The sequence below is a fragment of the Staphylococcus massiliensis genome (assembly GCF_043186315.1).
In the GTDB taxonomy this organism is placed as follows: domain Bacteria; phylum Bacillota; class Bacilli; order Staphylococcales; family Staphylococcaceae; genus Staphylococcus; species Staphylococcus massiliensis.
The window spans coordinates 2,072,179-2,086,081 of record NZ_CP171119.1 but is presented as its reverse complement, the minus strand read 5'-3'; the positions used below and the strand labels follow the sequence as shown (position 1 = coordinate 2,086,081).

The following is a 13,903-nucleotide window of genomic DNA, read 5'->3' as shown; positions in this document are numbered from 1 at the left end:
CTTAAAATTAAGAAATGATAACAGCAAAAAGAAATCAAATATTATATTAGTTTTGCAGGGGGGACTTCCTTTTGGAACATACGAAGAATCAATTCTATCTTAGACGTTTACACTCTTTACTAGGCGTCATTCCATTAGGTGCTTTTTTACTTGTTCACTTAACTGCTAACTTCCAAGCTACTGGAGGCGCAGAGTCGTTCAACAAAGCATCAAACTTCATGGAATCATTACCATTTTTATATGCGTTAGAATTTATCATGATTTATATTCCAATTCTGTATCACGCAATATATGGGGTACATATCGCATTCACTGCTACTCACAATGTGGGTCATTACTCAAGATTTAGAAATTGGATGTTCTTATTACAACGTATTACTGGTTTAATTACATTCCTTTTCGTATTCGTTCACTTATGGCAAACTCGTATCCAAAAATTATTTGGACATGAAGTGAACTATGATATGGTACACCAAATCGTGACTAACCGATTTTGGTTAATCTTCTACATCATCGGTATCCTAAGTGTTATCTTCCACTTTGCGAATGGTTTATGGTCATTCTTAGTAACATGGGGTATCTTACAATCACCAAAATCACAACGCGTATTTACATGGGTTTCATTATTAGTATTCCTAGTATTAAGCACGATTGGTATTAGCGCAATTTTAGCATTCTTATAAGATCTTTTTTACATTTAGGGGAGTGACATTTCTATGGCAGACAAAAAAATCATTGTTGTCGGTGGAGGACTTGCCGGTCTGATGTCAACAATTAAAGCAGCAGAAAAAGGCGTACATGTTGACTTATTCTCAATTGTACCTGTTAAACGCTCTCACTCTGTATGTGCGCAAGGTGGTATTAACGGTGCAGTTAATACAAAAGGTGAAGGTGACTCACCAGCAATTCACTTTGACGATACAGTTTATGGTGGGGACTTCTTAGCAAACCAACCACCAGTTAAAGCAATGACAGATGCAGCACCACAAATCATTCACTTATTAGACAGAATGGGTGTTATGTTCAACCGTACGAACGAAGGTTTACTTGACTTCCGTCGTTTCGGTGGTACTTTACACCACAGAACAGCATTCGCTGGTGCGACTACTGGTCAACAATTACTTTACGCTTTAGACGAGCAAGTGCGTAGCTATGAAGTAGACGGGCTTGTTACGAAATATGAAGGTTGGGAATTCTTAGGCGTTGTTAAAGACGATGAGAATAAAGCACGTGGTGTTGTTGCCCAAAACCTTACAACTTCAGAAATCGAATCATTCGGTTCAGATGCCGTAATTATGGCAACAGGTGGTCCTGGTATCATCTTCGGTAAAACAACGAACTCAATGATTAATACTGGTTCAGCAGCTTCTATCGTTTACCAACAAGGTGTTAAATACGCTAACGGTGAGTTCATTCAAATTCACCCTACTGCAATCCCAGGTGACGACAAACTTCGTTTAATGAGTGAGTCAGCACGTGGTGAAGGTGGCCGTATTTGGACTTATAAAGATGGTAAACCTTGGTACTTCTTAGAAGAGAAATATCCTGACTATGGTAACTTAGTTCCTCGTGATATCGCGACTCGTGAAATTTTTGATGTTTGTGTTAATCAAAAATTAGGTATCAACGGTGAGAACATGGTATACCTTGACTTATCTCATAAAGACCCACATGAGCTTGATGTTAAGCTTGGCGGTATCATCGAAATTTATGAGAAATTCACAGGTGATGACCCTCGTAAAGTACCTATGAAGATCTTCCCAGCTGTACACTACTCAATGGGTGGCTTATACGTAGACTACGATCAAATGACTAACATTGACGGTTTATTTGCTGCTGGTGAGTGTGACTTCTCACAACACGGTGGTAACCGTTTAGGTGCGAACTCATTATTATCTGCTATCTACGGTGGTACAGTAGCAGGTCCTAACGCTGCAAAATACATTGAAAACATCGATAAATCATACACTGAAATCGATCAAAGCATTTACGAAAAACGTGTTAAGGAAGAACAAGATCGTTTCGAAAAATTACTTAACATGAACGGTACTGAAAATGCTTATAAACTTCACCGTGAATTAGGTGAATTAATGACTGCTAACGTTACAGTAGTTCGTCATAACGATAAATTATTAGAAACTGATAAGAAAATCGTTGAATTAATGAAACGTTATGAAGATATTGATATGGAAGATACTTCAACTTGGAGTAACCAAGCAGTATTCTTCACACGTCAATTATGGAATATGTTAGTTTTAGCACGAGTGATTACAATTGGTGCTTACAACCGTAACGAATCACGTGGTGCACACTACAAACCAGAATTCCCAGAACGTAACGATGAAGAATGGTTAAAAACTACTTTAGCTGAATACAAAGGTAGAAATGAAGCACCTTCATTCACTTATGAAGATGTAGATATTAGCCTTATCCCACCACGTAAACGTGACTATTCTAAAAAGTCAAAAGGGGGTAAATCATAATGGCAGCTACAGAAACAAAAGACAATGTACAACAACATGAACAACCTAAACAAAATACGAATAAAAAGATTAAATTAATTATCAAACGTCAAAAAGATAATAAATCTCAACCATATAACGAGACATTCGAAATTCCTCACCGTGATAATATGAACATTATCGCTTGTTTAATGGAAATCCAACGTAACCCTGTAAATGCTAACGGTGAAAAAACAACACCAGTTACTTGGGACATGAACTGTCTTGAAGAAGTTTGTGGTGCTTGTTCAATGGTTATCAATGGTCAAGCGCGTCAATCATGTTCAGCAATCGTTGACCAATTAGAACAACCAATCAAACTTGAACCTATGAGTACTTTCCCTGTAGTACGTGACCTACAAGTTGATCGTTCACGTATGTTCGACAACCTTAAGAAAATGCAAGCATGGGTACCAGTTGACGGTACTTATGACTTAGGTCCTGGTCCACGTATGCCAGAAAAAAAACGTCAAACTGCTTATGAATTATCTAAATGTATGACTTGTGGTGTATGTTTAGAAGTTTGTCCTAACGTTACTCAAAAGAATGATTTCGTTGGTGCGCAAGCGATTTCACAAGTACGTTTATTTAACTTACACCCAACAGGTGCGATGTCTAAAGATGAACGTTTAGATGCATTAATGGACATGGGTGGTTTACAAGAATGTGGTAACTCTCAAAACTGTGTGAATGCTTGTCCAAAAGGTATTCCTTTAACAACATCTATCGCAGCTATGAACAGAGAAACAACATTCCATATGTTTAAATCATTCTTCGGTTCAGACCACGAAGTAGAATAATTGAGTATCAGTTTTACCAGCAAAGCATAAGCTTTGCTGGTTTTTTTGGTTAAAATTGTTTGATAATACGAAAATAAAATTTCTAAACAGCTGACTCCTAGGGGTGGGGTCCCCGGCAAAGAAATTTGCGCAAGCAAATTATCAAGCTATGCAAGCCGGGGCTTGAGTGTGGAACAAAGTAGCTAAGCTACTTTGTAAGTCCAACTAACAAACTGAAAGTTTGAGTTGGGCTATACAGGAAAGCATGCTGTTTAGGAATCTAAATTATATCTATAAAAACTATATTTATATAGGTACGTTTAAGGTTGAAATTATAAAGGGCTTTTCAAGGGGAGTGAAAAATGGAATCTTATTGCATCATAATTCAATGAAATATCAATCAAAGTTACATTGTGATAAAATATAATTCAAGACTTGTAGTAGATAAGGGTGAAACACGATGAATAAACCAATCGGTGTCATTGACTCGGGAGTCGGTGGTTTAACTGTTGCGAAGGAAATCATGCGACAACTCCCTAATGAAACCATTTATTATTTAGGGGACATTGGAAGATGTCCTTATGGACCGAGAGACAAAGAGGAAGTGTGTCTCTTTACAAATCAACTTGCCGATTATTTAGTTGATCACTTTGATATTAAAATGCTCGTGATAGCTTGTAATACAGCTACAGCAGTTGCCCTTAAAGACTTACAGAAACGTTTAGCCATTCCGGTTATTGGTGTTATAGAACCGGGTGCTCGAACAGCAATCATGACAACAACGAATAATAACGTTCTCGTATTGGGAACTGAAGGTACGATAAAATCTGGTGCGTACCGTAGGCAGATTATGAGTATCAATCCAAACGTCAAAGTTTCAGGTGTCGCGTGCCCAGGATTTGTACCGCTTGTAGAACAATTAAGATATGATGATCCTACAATTACGAGTATTATTATTCATCAAACGCTTAAGCAATGGCGTTCAACGAAAGCTGATACTGTTATATTAGGTTGTACGCACTATCCATTACTATATAAACCAATTCATGACTATTTTGATGGTAAGAAGACGGTCATTTCGTCTGGTTTAGAAACTGCGCGTGAAGTAAGTGCACTCTTAACATTTAGTAATGAACATGCGCATTACACGCCTAAGCCAAAACATCGTTTCTTTGCGAATGGATCCACAGTACATATTGAACGCATAATTAAACATTGGCTTAAAATTGATCAATCTGTAGAACAAATTTCGATTCAATAGGGGGTATTTCTAATGGCAGATATTGTTATTGCTTCTGGAAACCAAGGTAAAATTAGTGACTTTAGAGTTATCTTTCAAGATGATAATGTGATTGGTATCAATCAATTAATTGAAGATTTTGATGTAGAAGAAACGGGCGAGACCTTTGAAGAGAACGCGAAACTGAAATCGGAAGCAGCTGCGAAAGCTTTGAATAAACGTGTTATTAGCGACGATAGCGGGTTAGTAGTCGACGCGCTTAATGGTGAGCCAGGCATTTATTCAGCTCGTTATGCGGGTGTAGATAAAGATGATGAAGCAAACATCGATAAATTGTTAGATAAGCTTAAAGATGAGAAAAATCGTACGGCGCGTTATGTATGTGTGATTAGTATGACAGATCCTGATGGTACGACGCGTACGTTTGAAGGCTCTGTCGAAGGAGAGATTACGTTATCACGTATCGGTGAAGAAGGTTTTGGTTATGATCCTGTATTCTTTGTGCCATCATTAAATAAAACGATGGCTCAATTATCAGGTGATGAAAAGTCTAAAATTAGTCATCGAGGCAAAGCTATCGAACAACTTAAATCTTATTTAAAAGGTGAGTCTGAACATGGGGACTAAAAAGTGGATTATTGTAAGTGACAATCATAATGAAAAAGGAATTCTTTACGACATTTTTGAACAACATCGTGATGCAACACAGCTAATTCATCTAGGTGATTCAGAATTCGATTACGATGACACGGAGCTAAGCTTATATAAGCGAGTTAAAGGAAACTGCGACTTTGATCCAAACTTCTTAATGGAAGACAATATTCAAGAGAACCATATTAATGCGTTCTTTACGCATGGTCATATGTATAACGTGAATAGCACGCGTCAGAATCTTGCGTTAAAAGCCAAGACGCATAACGCACAGTTTGCGTTTTACGGTCATACACATGTAGCGAAACATGAAATTTTCGGTACAATACATGTTATTAATCCGGGAAGTATTAGTCAGTCTCGTAGTGACGTAGAAGAAACATATGCGGAGCTAATTATTAATACGACAACGCATACTGGGTTATTGAACTTACGTAATCGTAATCATGAAGTTATAGATCATAAGAAACTACATTTATCCGTATAAAAGATAAGAGCCTGGGACATAAGTAGTGAAATAGAGCATTTAAACTTTATTTCACACAATTCTCAAAACAGCTGACTCCGAGGGCGGGGCCCCGGCATTTATCATAGAACAAAGAAGCTCAGGCTTCTTTGTAAGTTCAACTAACGAATTATAAATTCGAGTTGAACTTTACAGGAAAGCATGCTGTTTAAGAGAATTGTAGTAGTATGTCCCAGACCCATTTTAGAGTTATTATTTACGACGTTTATTACGAATAACTTCTTTAATGATTGTTGTAATAATCATTGTGATGATACGTTTCATCGTTATCCCCCTTATAAACTGTTTGTTTCTTATCATACTAAAAATTTTTATTGAGCACTAATCATTTGAACGTTAAAAATTTGTAAATCCTGTATACAGGTGTAAAATAGCGTGTTATGTGATATTTCACTACAAATAATTCGTATTCAAGTATTGATTTGTTATGAATGTTTAGTTATAATTAATCTTGTGTTAAAAATTGAGTCCTGGTAGCTCAGCTGGATAGAGCAATGGCCTTCTAAGCCATCGGTCGGGGGTTCGAATCCCTCCCAGGACGTTTGTTGGTATTGTATTATGGGTTTTCATTCGTTTTAGATGAATGGAACCCTTTTATTATGCGGTTTATTAAGTTGATGAGGGTCAACTTTTTATTATACTTTTTTCGAAGTTTTCCCCAGTTTTTCCCCATAAATATTTAAGTTTTTAATTAGTAACTTCATCCTTTCTACTTGAGATGATATATATCACTAAAACCTGCTTCATTAATATTAAAGTAAGTTGACAAATTTTTACTTCAGATAGCTTGTGATACTACCTTAAAATCTAAGTAGTTTTAATAGGTAAGTAGAGATTTTAAACACTTATATATAAATAAGGAAAATAGTTTTGCACTGATTTATATGTTATAATTAAACTGGAATAACGCTAATTATCTCATATTGACTCGTTATTATTTAATTATTATACGGGTTATATCTTGTTTTAAGATTCTATTTAAAGTAGAGGTACTATGAGTAGTAAAACAAAAAGTATTATAAAAATCGTCTACAATATTGTAGTTACCGTGATTATCATTAGAAGAATGATTAAGTCTAAATAACTTAGTTTAATCGTTTAGTTTTAAAGCATTTTGAGTGTAGTTACGTATCAAACGCTCAAAGTGCTTTTTTAATGAAAAAAGATATTTATTAAGGTATTTTAAAATATTGTAAAGTTTCATGTAAGCATCAGATAATATTTTATTACATGTTATAATTTAATTGTTGTATTGCATAAACTTCTTATAAAGGTAAATGCTTCTTAGTGTTTGCCTATTTTTATTTGTCTTTTTCTTGGTTGTAGAATTCTTAATGCTATTAAAATAATATGCTTGAACACACATTATATTGAAAGGGCTTTTCAAAAAGTATCTTGAAATGATTTGATATTTAAATTCAATGAGTAATCTTCTAGGAGGTATGTATCATTGAGGTTTTTAACGAAGTCGTTATTAATGGGGGCACTTGTTATGACTGGATGTGCTAACGACACTTCTACTAATAATGAGGAACCTAAAGATGTCGAAACGTCTGACAAAGCACAGCAGCCGAAACACCGTAAAGTTGTCAAAGATGGAAAGACTTATATTGATGGCATCTTGGTGGCAAATAAGGAAATAGGTTTACCAAGTAATTTCGTCCCAGGCGAAGATCCTGAAGCTCAAATAGCTATTAATAAAATGATTGCTGATGCAAATAGAGAGGGCATTCAGTTATACAAAGTTAGTGGTTTCAGATCTTATCAGACTCAAGTTCAATTATTTAATAACTATAAAGCGAGAGATGGGGAAGAAGCTGCGAATAAATATAGTTCTAAACCTGGTCATTCAGAACACCAAACAGGTTTAACTTATGATGTAGGTGAAGTGGGTTCTCCTCATAATTTGTACCAAAGTTTTGGGCAAACTCGTGCAGGTTTATGGGTTAAAAAGCATGCGTCTCGTTATGGGTTCATCATACGATATCAAAAAGGTAAAGAGGATGAAACGGGTTATCAGTATGAGCCATGGCACTTGAGGTATTTGGGCCAGGACAAAGCACGAGATGTTAAGGATTCAGGTAAGAGTTTAGAAGCATATTTAGGTTTGTATAATGAAGAAACTAATGAAAGAAGAACTGCGCCTTTATCATAATGATTAAAAACCTAGAGCAACTTCTTTAAGGAGGTTGCACTAGGTTTAATTAATTTAGTTCTTAATTAAGTATTTATAGATACCGTAAAAGGCAATCAATTTAAAACACATTGCGAGAACGAATATGATAGTTAACGTGTAATTGAATGCTGTTGAGATAATCATAAGGAACATTAAGATACACACGATACTCATTAAGACAAGAAAGTATCTAAGCAATTGATCCTTTTTATCTTCTGGTACTCTTTTTGGATCAATAAAAGTAATCATATCTAAGTTTTTGGTACGGTAAATCAGCACACTTAAAAGGAATATAGCCGTTGGGACAATTATCGCGATAACTAATGTTGTAGTCATAAGTATCTCCTTAGTACGTTGTTTAACTCTATTTTACTATAAAATTGTATAAAATGTGATGTGAAATTATAGCCTTTACATTTAATTAAAATTTTAACTTAATCTGGAATTCTAAATTCTTAATGTTTGCGTTATTATTGAATTTAATAGATAATGAATGTGTAAATAATTGTAAAGATTATTTGATTATTTCTAAAGAAAATCTTTAACGATAATTCAATCATTAACATTACGTAGCATAAGGCAATTCTATTAATAGAGGAGCATTAACGTGAAAAAATTATCATATATTCTACTTGCGAGCTCATTATTATTAGCTGCTTGTGGTGGCAATAATAATGAAGAAAAAGACTCTCAAAAAGAAGAAAAACAAAGTGAAACGAAAGCATCACAAGATGAAAAGAATAACGAAAATGTGGCTAACGCAGATGAAAAGCAACAAGAGCAACCAAAGCAAGATCAAGCACAACAAACGCAAACTCAAGATAACCAACAACTAAATCAACAGCAAGCTCAGCAACCACAACCTCAGCAAAAGCAAGAACCATTTATTAATACAAGTGACATTCGTACACAGTGGGATTTAGCGACTGTGATGCGTGGTAACTTTACACCAGCTGAAAAACAGGAAGCTTATAATAGTGCGGTTCGTAACGAAGTGATTCCTAAAGATGCTAAAGAGAAAGCTCAAAATGCGAACTATACGCCTGAACAAAAGAAACAAGCATATGATAAAGCAGTAGAAAATGGTCTTATTAACAAAGATGAAATGTCACAACAACAGGCAGAACAGGCTGTTGCGCAATATCAAAACCAATAATAATTCTTTAAAGATTACTTGAAGATTGTTCAAGTAATCTTTTTTTAACGGGATTGTAATGTGGATTTGAGGGTGGTTTGGTTGCAATTACAAGTATTTTCCTTTAATAATTAAATTAGAAATAGTAAATAAACTATTTCAGTAATTAAAACATTAATCAAATGATTATTACTATTTAGTAATAAGAAATCGAATTGTTTTTCATTTGAGAGGTTTTACATAGGCATATCCAAATCCGTAGATAAAAAAGGAGACTGAATATGAAAAAGATTTTATCATTATTACTTGCAAGTTCTGTAGTGTTTGCCGCATGCGGTGGCGGGCAAGGTCAAGAAGATAAAAAAGAAGAACCCAAAGAAGAAAACAAGAAATCAAACGATCCTAAAAAATCTGAAGGCGAATCTGAATCAAGTGAAGAACAGTCTTCTGAAGAAAAAACTGCTCAAAAAGAAGATCAAGAAGGCGTAAAATTACCTTCAGCAGAAGCAGGTAATGGTGAAGCAAGTGCTAGTCTAGGTGGTGCAGAGGCTGAAGGCGACAAGCAACAAGATGGTGCAAATGCGCAACAATCTGGACAGTCACAACAATCTCAGCAATCAAATGGTGGTCAAGCTGACGCTGACACAAGCACTGCTATTGAAACTGCTAAAGAGCATGGTGTAACTAAAGAAAACGTTAATAAAGCAATTGATGACTTACAAGGTCAATAAAATGATGTAAGGCTTAGACATTATTTACGATATGAGCATATAATGTCTAAGCCTTTTTTACATATTAATGAAGATTTCTTCTAAAGAGGGTTCATGTACTTGTATGCCATAGACACTGTATCCTAAATGAACAAGTTGGTTATTGATTTTAGGTATACAAGTTTGATCCACCATACATACAATTAGTGAACCTTCATCATATTGAATTGAAAGTAGCTCGTTCTTAAATGCTTCACTAAGCGTGTGATAATCCTTTCGCTCTAACTTAGGAACTTTGAACGTCACCTGAATTTCCTTAAGATAAGCGGCACGAATTTCCTCTAAACTCCCATCTATTTCAATATGACCATTTGCCATAATACCAATTTTATCGCTAAGTTTCTCAACCTCATCTAAGTTATGTGATGTATAACATACTGTTGTTCCGTTATGTGCTAAATCTTTCATTACAGCATGAATGGCTAAAACAGAATTTGCGTCAACGCCTGAGGTAGGTTCATCTAGAAATACCAAGTCAGGATCGTTAATTAAAGCCTGTGCAACACCTAACTTTTTCTTCATACCGAAGGAATAATTTTTAACTTTAGTTTCGATACCATCTTCTAAGCCAACTCTTTTAAGAATAGAAATAAGCGCTTCTTTAGATTTCTTGGCTTTTAACAAACGATTAAAATAAACCATATGTTCAAGACCTGTTAAGTTGTTATACATCGTATTGTAATCAGGCAGGACACCGATTTTAGCTTTAGGTGTAGTGATATGCACCTGTCCACTCGATGGTTCGATAAAACCCGTGATGATGTTTATAAGTGTGGATTTACCGGCACCATTCTTACCAAGAAGGCCGTAGACTTCACCTTGTTCAATTGACAGGTTGACTTGATCGAGCACTTGGTGACTACCGAAATGTTTCGTTAAATTTTGTACTTTGATATTCGCCATTATAACGCCTTCTTTCTAAATAGAATCAGACTGAGTGTAATAAATATGATTGAAAATAGTAATGGTACAACTGTTAAAAAGACCATTCCTTCTTGAGTAATGTAATAAAGTGGCGTCACAAACTTAAATATTTTTAAGAGGATATGGTCTGAAAATTGTGCCCATATACTTAATACCATCATAATGATTGATAAGGCGATGCCGAATACATTTGTAACTGCTGGGTTATTGATAATTACCGAAAGTAGCATTGCGAGACCAATGAAATATGAATAAAATGTACATAAATGAACGAGTGGTAGCAGCAATACATGATGTGCATACGCTGAAACGATCATTATAGATGTGGTCAAACAAATGAACCAAAATATGTGAAATGCAAAGTATTTACCGAGTACGATTTCAACACGGTCGACCTTTGTGACGATAAAACGAATTGTTCTGGATTTAACTTCTTGATTAATTGCGTCGTGTGATAATGCGAAAGTAAACAAAGGTCCTGCAATAAGAGATGTGATTAACAACCCTGATGCATATAAATCGGAATTCGCACCTCCAATAAGTTGTTCGTACTGCCCATAAACTTTAGCGGACCCGAATGTTAAAGAAAGTAGAATAAAAATGATGACGATGGCTTTAATACTTTTAAATTGTTGTTTCAGTTCATGAAGACATATTTGTAACATTTGAAGTTCCTTTCCTTTCTTATGATGACGTAATCGTTTCATTAATTATAATACAGTTCAATAGAATTTCGTTTGATTTAAATATATTTAAGTTACAATTAAGGTGAGTTTGATTAACATTTTTTAATAAAGGAGGTCTTATCATGTTTTTGGAAAAGCTAACGTGCGTTAATTGTGGCAACGAAATAAAGAAGGATGAAGTTGTGTTAATTCAATCGAATGCGAGACAACTAAATGGTCTAACGAATCTGAAAGAATGGGCTAAGAATCAAGCCGTTTATTGTAGTACGTGTAAATCAGAGCTTTATCAACAGGACTCATAAGGACATAAATAACTTAGCACAATTTTTTTATTTAAAAGTCTTGAAAGCTTAAAAATGAATATGGTAATTTATAAGTGTAAGGAGGATTTAAGCTCCTGTTACTACATAGCTTAAATCTTTATAGTGTGTTCACTGTGGTGGGTGGGCACACTATTTTTTTGTTTTTTTGGTAATTTATGGGAAACTCTAAATTTTAGTGTAGCTTTTTAATAAATTAATATATTTTCCATGATAAATTATCAAAATTTTACATTAAATTAATTTTTGTTTGTTATTATCTAAATAGGAACGATTATTATTAAAAATTATTGTTAGGGGAAGATGCAAAAATGAAATATGTAAATGTTAAAAAGTCACTTATTTTTGGTGTAGCAAGCATGATGTTATTATCTGCAGCGCCTTTTGATGCTGATACATATGCTTCAGGTTCTAACGGTACACCTAACCATCATGCGAGTGAAAAGGCTACTGAAAATCATGGTCACGACATTAAAATTAAGAAACATAAACCTAAAGTAGCGCCAGTTCCAACTAAGAATAAACCGAACCGTATTATTGCTAACTTCAATGGTGATACGAAATCTCAAATGGGCTTTAGCTGGTATACGACTGACCAATTTAAAGATGCTAAAGTTTGGGTTTCTAAGTCAAAGGACTTTTCAGACGCGAAAGAATTCGATGCAGAGTCTAAAGAAGTAACGTCTAACTACGTGGAACGCGATAAGCATGGCAACATTATCTTTGCGGATGTTAAAAAAGATGATGAAGGTAATCCTGTTGAAGATGACAAAGGTAACAAAGTCATCAATGGTTATTACACAGATAAAAATGCTAAAGGTCCTGAATGGACGAGCGGTGACATGCATGGTGACGTGAAAACGACTAAAGAAAAAGAGTATACGTATAAAGCAAAAGCTGAAGGTTTAGATCCTAACACTGAATATTATTACCGCGTAGGTAGTGAGAATGGTCCTAAGAGTGAAGTTGGTACGTTCAAGACTTCAGGTGAAAAGGGTCAACCATTCAAGTTCGTTCAATATACAGATACACAAAATGCATTCTGGAACCAAAATGTGCGCAACGAAGCTCAATTTGGTGCAGATACATTAAATAACGCAATTATGACAGCTCAAGATCCTGCGTTTGCTTTACACACAGGTGATATGGTTGAGACAGCTTCTATTGAAGATAACTGGTTAGATATTTATAGTCAATCTCGTCCATCATTCATGAAACAACCAATGGCGACAGCTGCGGGTAACCATGATGAATACACACTGGATCATGACAAGAAGGACTTAGACATCTGGAATCAACACATGAACGTACCTAAGCAGAATAATGCTGTGAATGGTGGTTCATACTACTCATTTGACTACAACGGCGTTCACATGGTTGTAGCTAACACGAACGATAATAAGAAATCTAAAGATAATCCTGAAGGAAAAGCCATTGGTAAAGAACAAATGGAATGGATTAAAAAAGACATCAAAGAAGCTAAAGCGAACGGTTCAAACTGGGTTGTATTAAACCTTCATAAACCAATGTATTCTAAGTCTTACCATTCTTTACAAGATGAAGACGTTCAAAAAGTTCGTGAAGAATTAACGAAAGAAATCGATGACTTAGATGTAGACTTAGTACTACAAGGTCACGACCATGTATTAGCACGTACAAAATCTCTACAACATACATCTACTAAAAACAGTTTCGTAAATGCTAAGAAAGAAGATGTGAAACAAGTTGTTGGTGACGATAACATTAAATATTATGATAACCCTAAAGGTTCTGTTTATGTGATTCCTAACACTGGTGGTACAAAAGCTTACGATAGTATCTTCGACCGTCCATTAGATCACATTAAGAAAGTACGTCCTAAGTTAGGCGACTTAAAACAAGAACAACTTGATCACTATAACAGCTTATTTGAAGTAGGGGAACAACCACAGAAAACAGATGCATTCGAAGATTCTCATTCAAATAACCGTGACTCTTCTGACCAAAACTTCTCAGTATACGAAGTAGAAGGTAACAAATTACGTGTTAAAATCTATCAACTACGCGGTGACTTCACTAAAGGTGAACAACGTAGCGTAGAATTAGTAGATGAATTTGGTATTCAAAAAGATAAATAATCTGTAAGATTGATGACGTCACATGATAAGCTTCTATTTTCATGTGGCGTCTTATATATATGAAAGTGAGGCACAATT

Annotated in this window: 14 protein-coding genes and 1 tRNA gene; 12 read left to right on the top strand and 3 right to left on the bottom strand. The window is 35.1% G+C overall.

The window, feature by feature from the left end:
* Positions 1 to 71: 71 nt before the first annotated feature.
* From ACF3N8_RS10050 to ACF3N8_RS10015, 8 genes are all read left to right on the top strand, one after another.
* A complete protein-coding gene (locus tag ACF3N8_RS10050; protein WP_009384499.1) occupies positions 72 to 683 on the top strand; it encodes a succinate dehydrogenase cytochrome b558 subunit in 612 nt (203 codons plus the stop codon).
* 33 nt (positions 684 to 716) lie between these two features.
* Positions 717 to 2,483: a succinate dehydrogenase flavoprotein subunit gene (gene sdhA / locus ACF3N8_RS10045; RefSeq protein ID WP_009384501.1), complete on the top strand. Its 1,767-nt coding sequence runs from the start codon at positions 717 to 719 to the stop codon at positions 2,481 to 2,483.
* Positions 2,483 to 3,301, top strand: a complete 819-nt coding sequence (sdhB, locus tag ACF3N8_RS10040) for a succinate dehydrogenase iron-sulfur subunit (RefSeq protein WP_009384502.1) — start codon at positions 2,483 to 2,485, stop codon at positions 3,299 to 3,301. The genes sdhA and sdhB overlap by 1 nt, the downstream gene beginning before the upstream one ends.
* A 439-nt stretch (positions 3,302 to 3,740) precedes the next feature.
* Positions 3,741 to 4,541 (top strand): glutamate racemase, encoded by an 801-nt coding sequence (gene racE, locus ACF3N8_RS10035; protein ID WP_009385698.1) that lies wholly within the window; start codon positions 3,741 to 3,743, stop codon positions 4,539 to 4,541.
* Positions 4,542 to 4,553: 12 nt separating this feature from the next.
* Positions 4,554 to 5,147: an XTP/dITP diphosphatase gene (locus ACF3N8_RS10030; protein ID WP_009385700.1), complete on the top strand. Its 594-nt coding sequence runs from the start codon at positions 4,554 to 4,556 to the stop codon at positions 5,145 to 5,147.
* Positions 5,137 to 5,658, top strand: coding sequence for a YfcE family phosphodiesterase (locus tag ACF3N8_RS10025; RefSeq protein WP_009385702.1), 522 nt, complete (start codon positions 5,137 to 5,139; stop codon positions 5,656 to 5,658). Before ACF3N8_RS10030 ends, ACF3N8_RS10025 begins: the two co-directional genes overlap by 11 nt.
* Positions 5,659 to 6,164: 506 nt before the next feature.
* Positions 6,165 to 6,238, top strand: a tRNA-Arg gene (locus ACF3N8_RS10020).
* A gap of 909 nt (positions 6,239 to 7,147) precedes the next feature.
* Positions 7,148 to 7,852: a D-alanyl-D-alanine carboxypeptidase family protein gene (locus ACF3N8_RS10015; protein ID WP_009381556.1), complete on the top strand. Its 705-nt coding sequence runs from the start codon at positions 7,148 to 7,150 to the stop codon at positions 7,850 to 7,852.
* A 54-nt stretch (positions 7,853 to 7,906) separates the two neighbouring features.
* Here the strand turns inward: ACF3N8_RS10015 and ACF3N8_RS10010 are convergent, their stop codons facing one another.
* Positions 7,907 to 8,209 (bottom strand): hypothetical protein, encoded by a 303-nt coding sequence (locus ACF3N8_RS10010; RefSeq protein WP_009381557.1) that lies wholly within the window; start codon positions 8,207 to 8,209, stop codon positions 7,907 to 7,909.
* Between the two features lie 271 nt (positions 8,210 to 8,480).
* On the opposite strand from ACF3N8_RS10010, the gene ACF3N8_RS10005 reads away from it, so the two are divergent.
* Together ACF3N8_RS10005 and ACF3N8_RS10000 are read left to right on the top strand one after the other, a co-directional pair.
* Entirely contained in the window at positions 8,481 to 9,029 is a 549-nt protein-coding gene (locus ACF3N8_RS10005; RefSeq protein WP_009381559.1) for a hypothetical protein, read from the top strand.
* Positions 9,030 to 9,289: 260 nt separating this feature from the next.
* Positions 9,290 to 9,739, top strand: a complete 450-nt coding sequence (locus ACF3N8_RS10000; RefSeq protein ID WP_009381561.1) for a hypothetical protein — start codon at positions 9,290 to 9,292, stop codon at positions 9,737 to 9,739.
* A gap of 57 nt (positions 9,740 to 9,796) precedes the next feature.
* On the opposite strand, the gene ACF3N8_RS09995 is transcribed toward ACF3N8_RS10000, so the two are convergent.
* Complete coding sequence (locus ACF3N8_RS09995; RefSeq protein WP_009381563.1) at positions 9,797 to 10,681, bottom strand: ABC transporter ATP-binding protein; 885 nt, start codon at positions 10,679 to 10,681, stop codon at positions 9,797 to 9,799.
* Entirely contained in the window at positions 10,681 to 11,409 is a 729-nt protein-coding gene (locus tag ACF3N8_RS09990; protein ID WP_142382116.1) for an ABC transporter permease, read from the bottom strand. The genes ACF3N8_RS09995 and ACF3N8_RS09990 overlap by 1 nt, the downstream gene beginning before the upstream one ends.
* A 101-nt stretch (positions 11,410 to 11,510) precedes the next feature.
* Here ACF3N8_RS09990 and ACF3N8_RS09985 point away from each other — a divergent pair, with 101 nt between their 5' ends.
* Together ACF3N8_RS09985 and ACF3N8_RS09980 are read left to right on the top strand one after the other, a co-directional pair.
* A complete protein-coding gene (locus tag ACF3N8_RS09985; protein ID WP_009381567.1) occupies positions 11,511 to 11,690 on the top strand; it encodes a hypothetical protein in 180 nt (59 codons plus the stop codon).
* A 329-nt stretch (positions 11,691 to 12,019) separates the two neighbouring features.
* Positions 12,020 to 13,825: a metallophosphoesterase family protein gene (locus ACF3N8_RS09980; RefSeq protein WP_009381569.1), complete on the top strand. Its 1,806-nt coding sequence runs from the start codon at positions 12,020 to 12,022 to the stop codon at positions 13,823 to 13,825.
* Positions 13,826 to 13,903 lie beyond the last annotated feature (78 nt).

What these genes read in the sequence shown, in the direction of transcription:
- sdhA (WP_009384501.1), top strand. Translation starts at nt 717, where the DNA reads ATGGCAGACAAAAAAATCATTGTTGTCGGTGGAGGACTTGCCGGTCTG.
- sdhB (WP_009384502.1), top strand. Translation starts at nt 2,483, where the DNA reads ATGGCAGCTACAGAAACAAAAGACAATGTACAACAACATGAACAACCT.
- racE (WP_009385698.1), top strand. Translation starts at nt 3,741, where the DNA reads ATGAATAAACCAATCGGTGTCATTGACTCGGGAGTCGGTGGTTTAACT.
- ACF3N8_RS10030 (WP_009385700.1), top strand. Translation starts at nt 4,554, where the DNA reads ATGGCAGATATTGTTATTGCTTCTGGAAACCAAGGTAAAATTAGTGAC.
- ACF3N8_RS10025 (WP_009385702.1), top strand. Translation starts at nt 5,137, where the DNA reads ATGGGGACTAAAAAGTGGATTATTGTAAGTGACAATCATAATGAAAAA.
- ACF3N8_RS10010 (WP_009381557.1), bottom strand. Translation starts at nt 8,209, where the DNA reads ATGACTACAACATTAGTTATCGCGATAATTGTCCCAACGGCTATATTC.
- ACF3N8_RS10000 (WP_009381561.1), top strand. Translation starts at nt 9,290, where the DNA reads ATGAAAAAGATTTTATCATTATTACTTGCAAGTTCTGTAGTGTTTGCC.
- ACF3N8_RS09995 (WP_009381563.1), bottom strand. Translation starts at nt 10,681, where the DNA reads ATGGCGAATATCAAAGTACAAAATTTAACGAAACATTTCGGTAGTCAC.
- ACF3N8_RS09990 (WP_142382116.1), bottom strand. Translation starts at nt 11,409, where the DNA reads ATGAAACGATTACGTCATCATAAGAAAGGAAAGGAACTTCAAATGTTA.
- ACF3N8_RS09985 (WP_009381567.1), top strand. Translation starts at nt 11,511, where the DNA reads ATGTTTTTGGAAAAGCTAACGTGCGTTAATTGTGGCAACGAAATAAAG.
- ACF3N8_RS09980 (WP_009381569.1), top strand. Translation starts at nt 12,020, where the DNA reads ATGAAATATGTAAATGTTAAAAAGTCACTTATTTTTGGTGTAGCAAGC.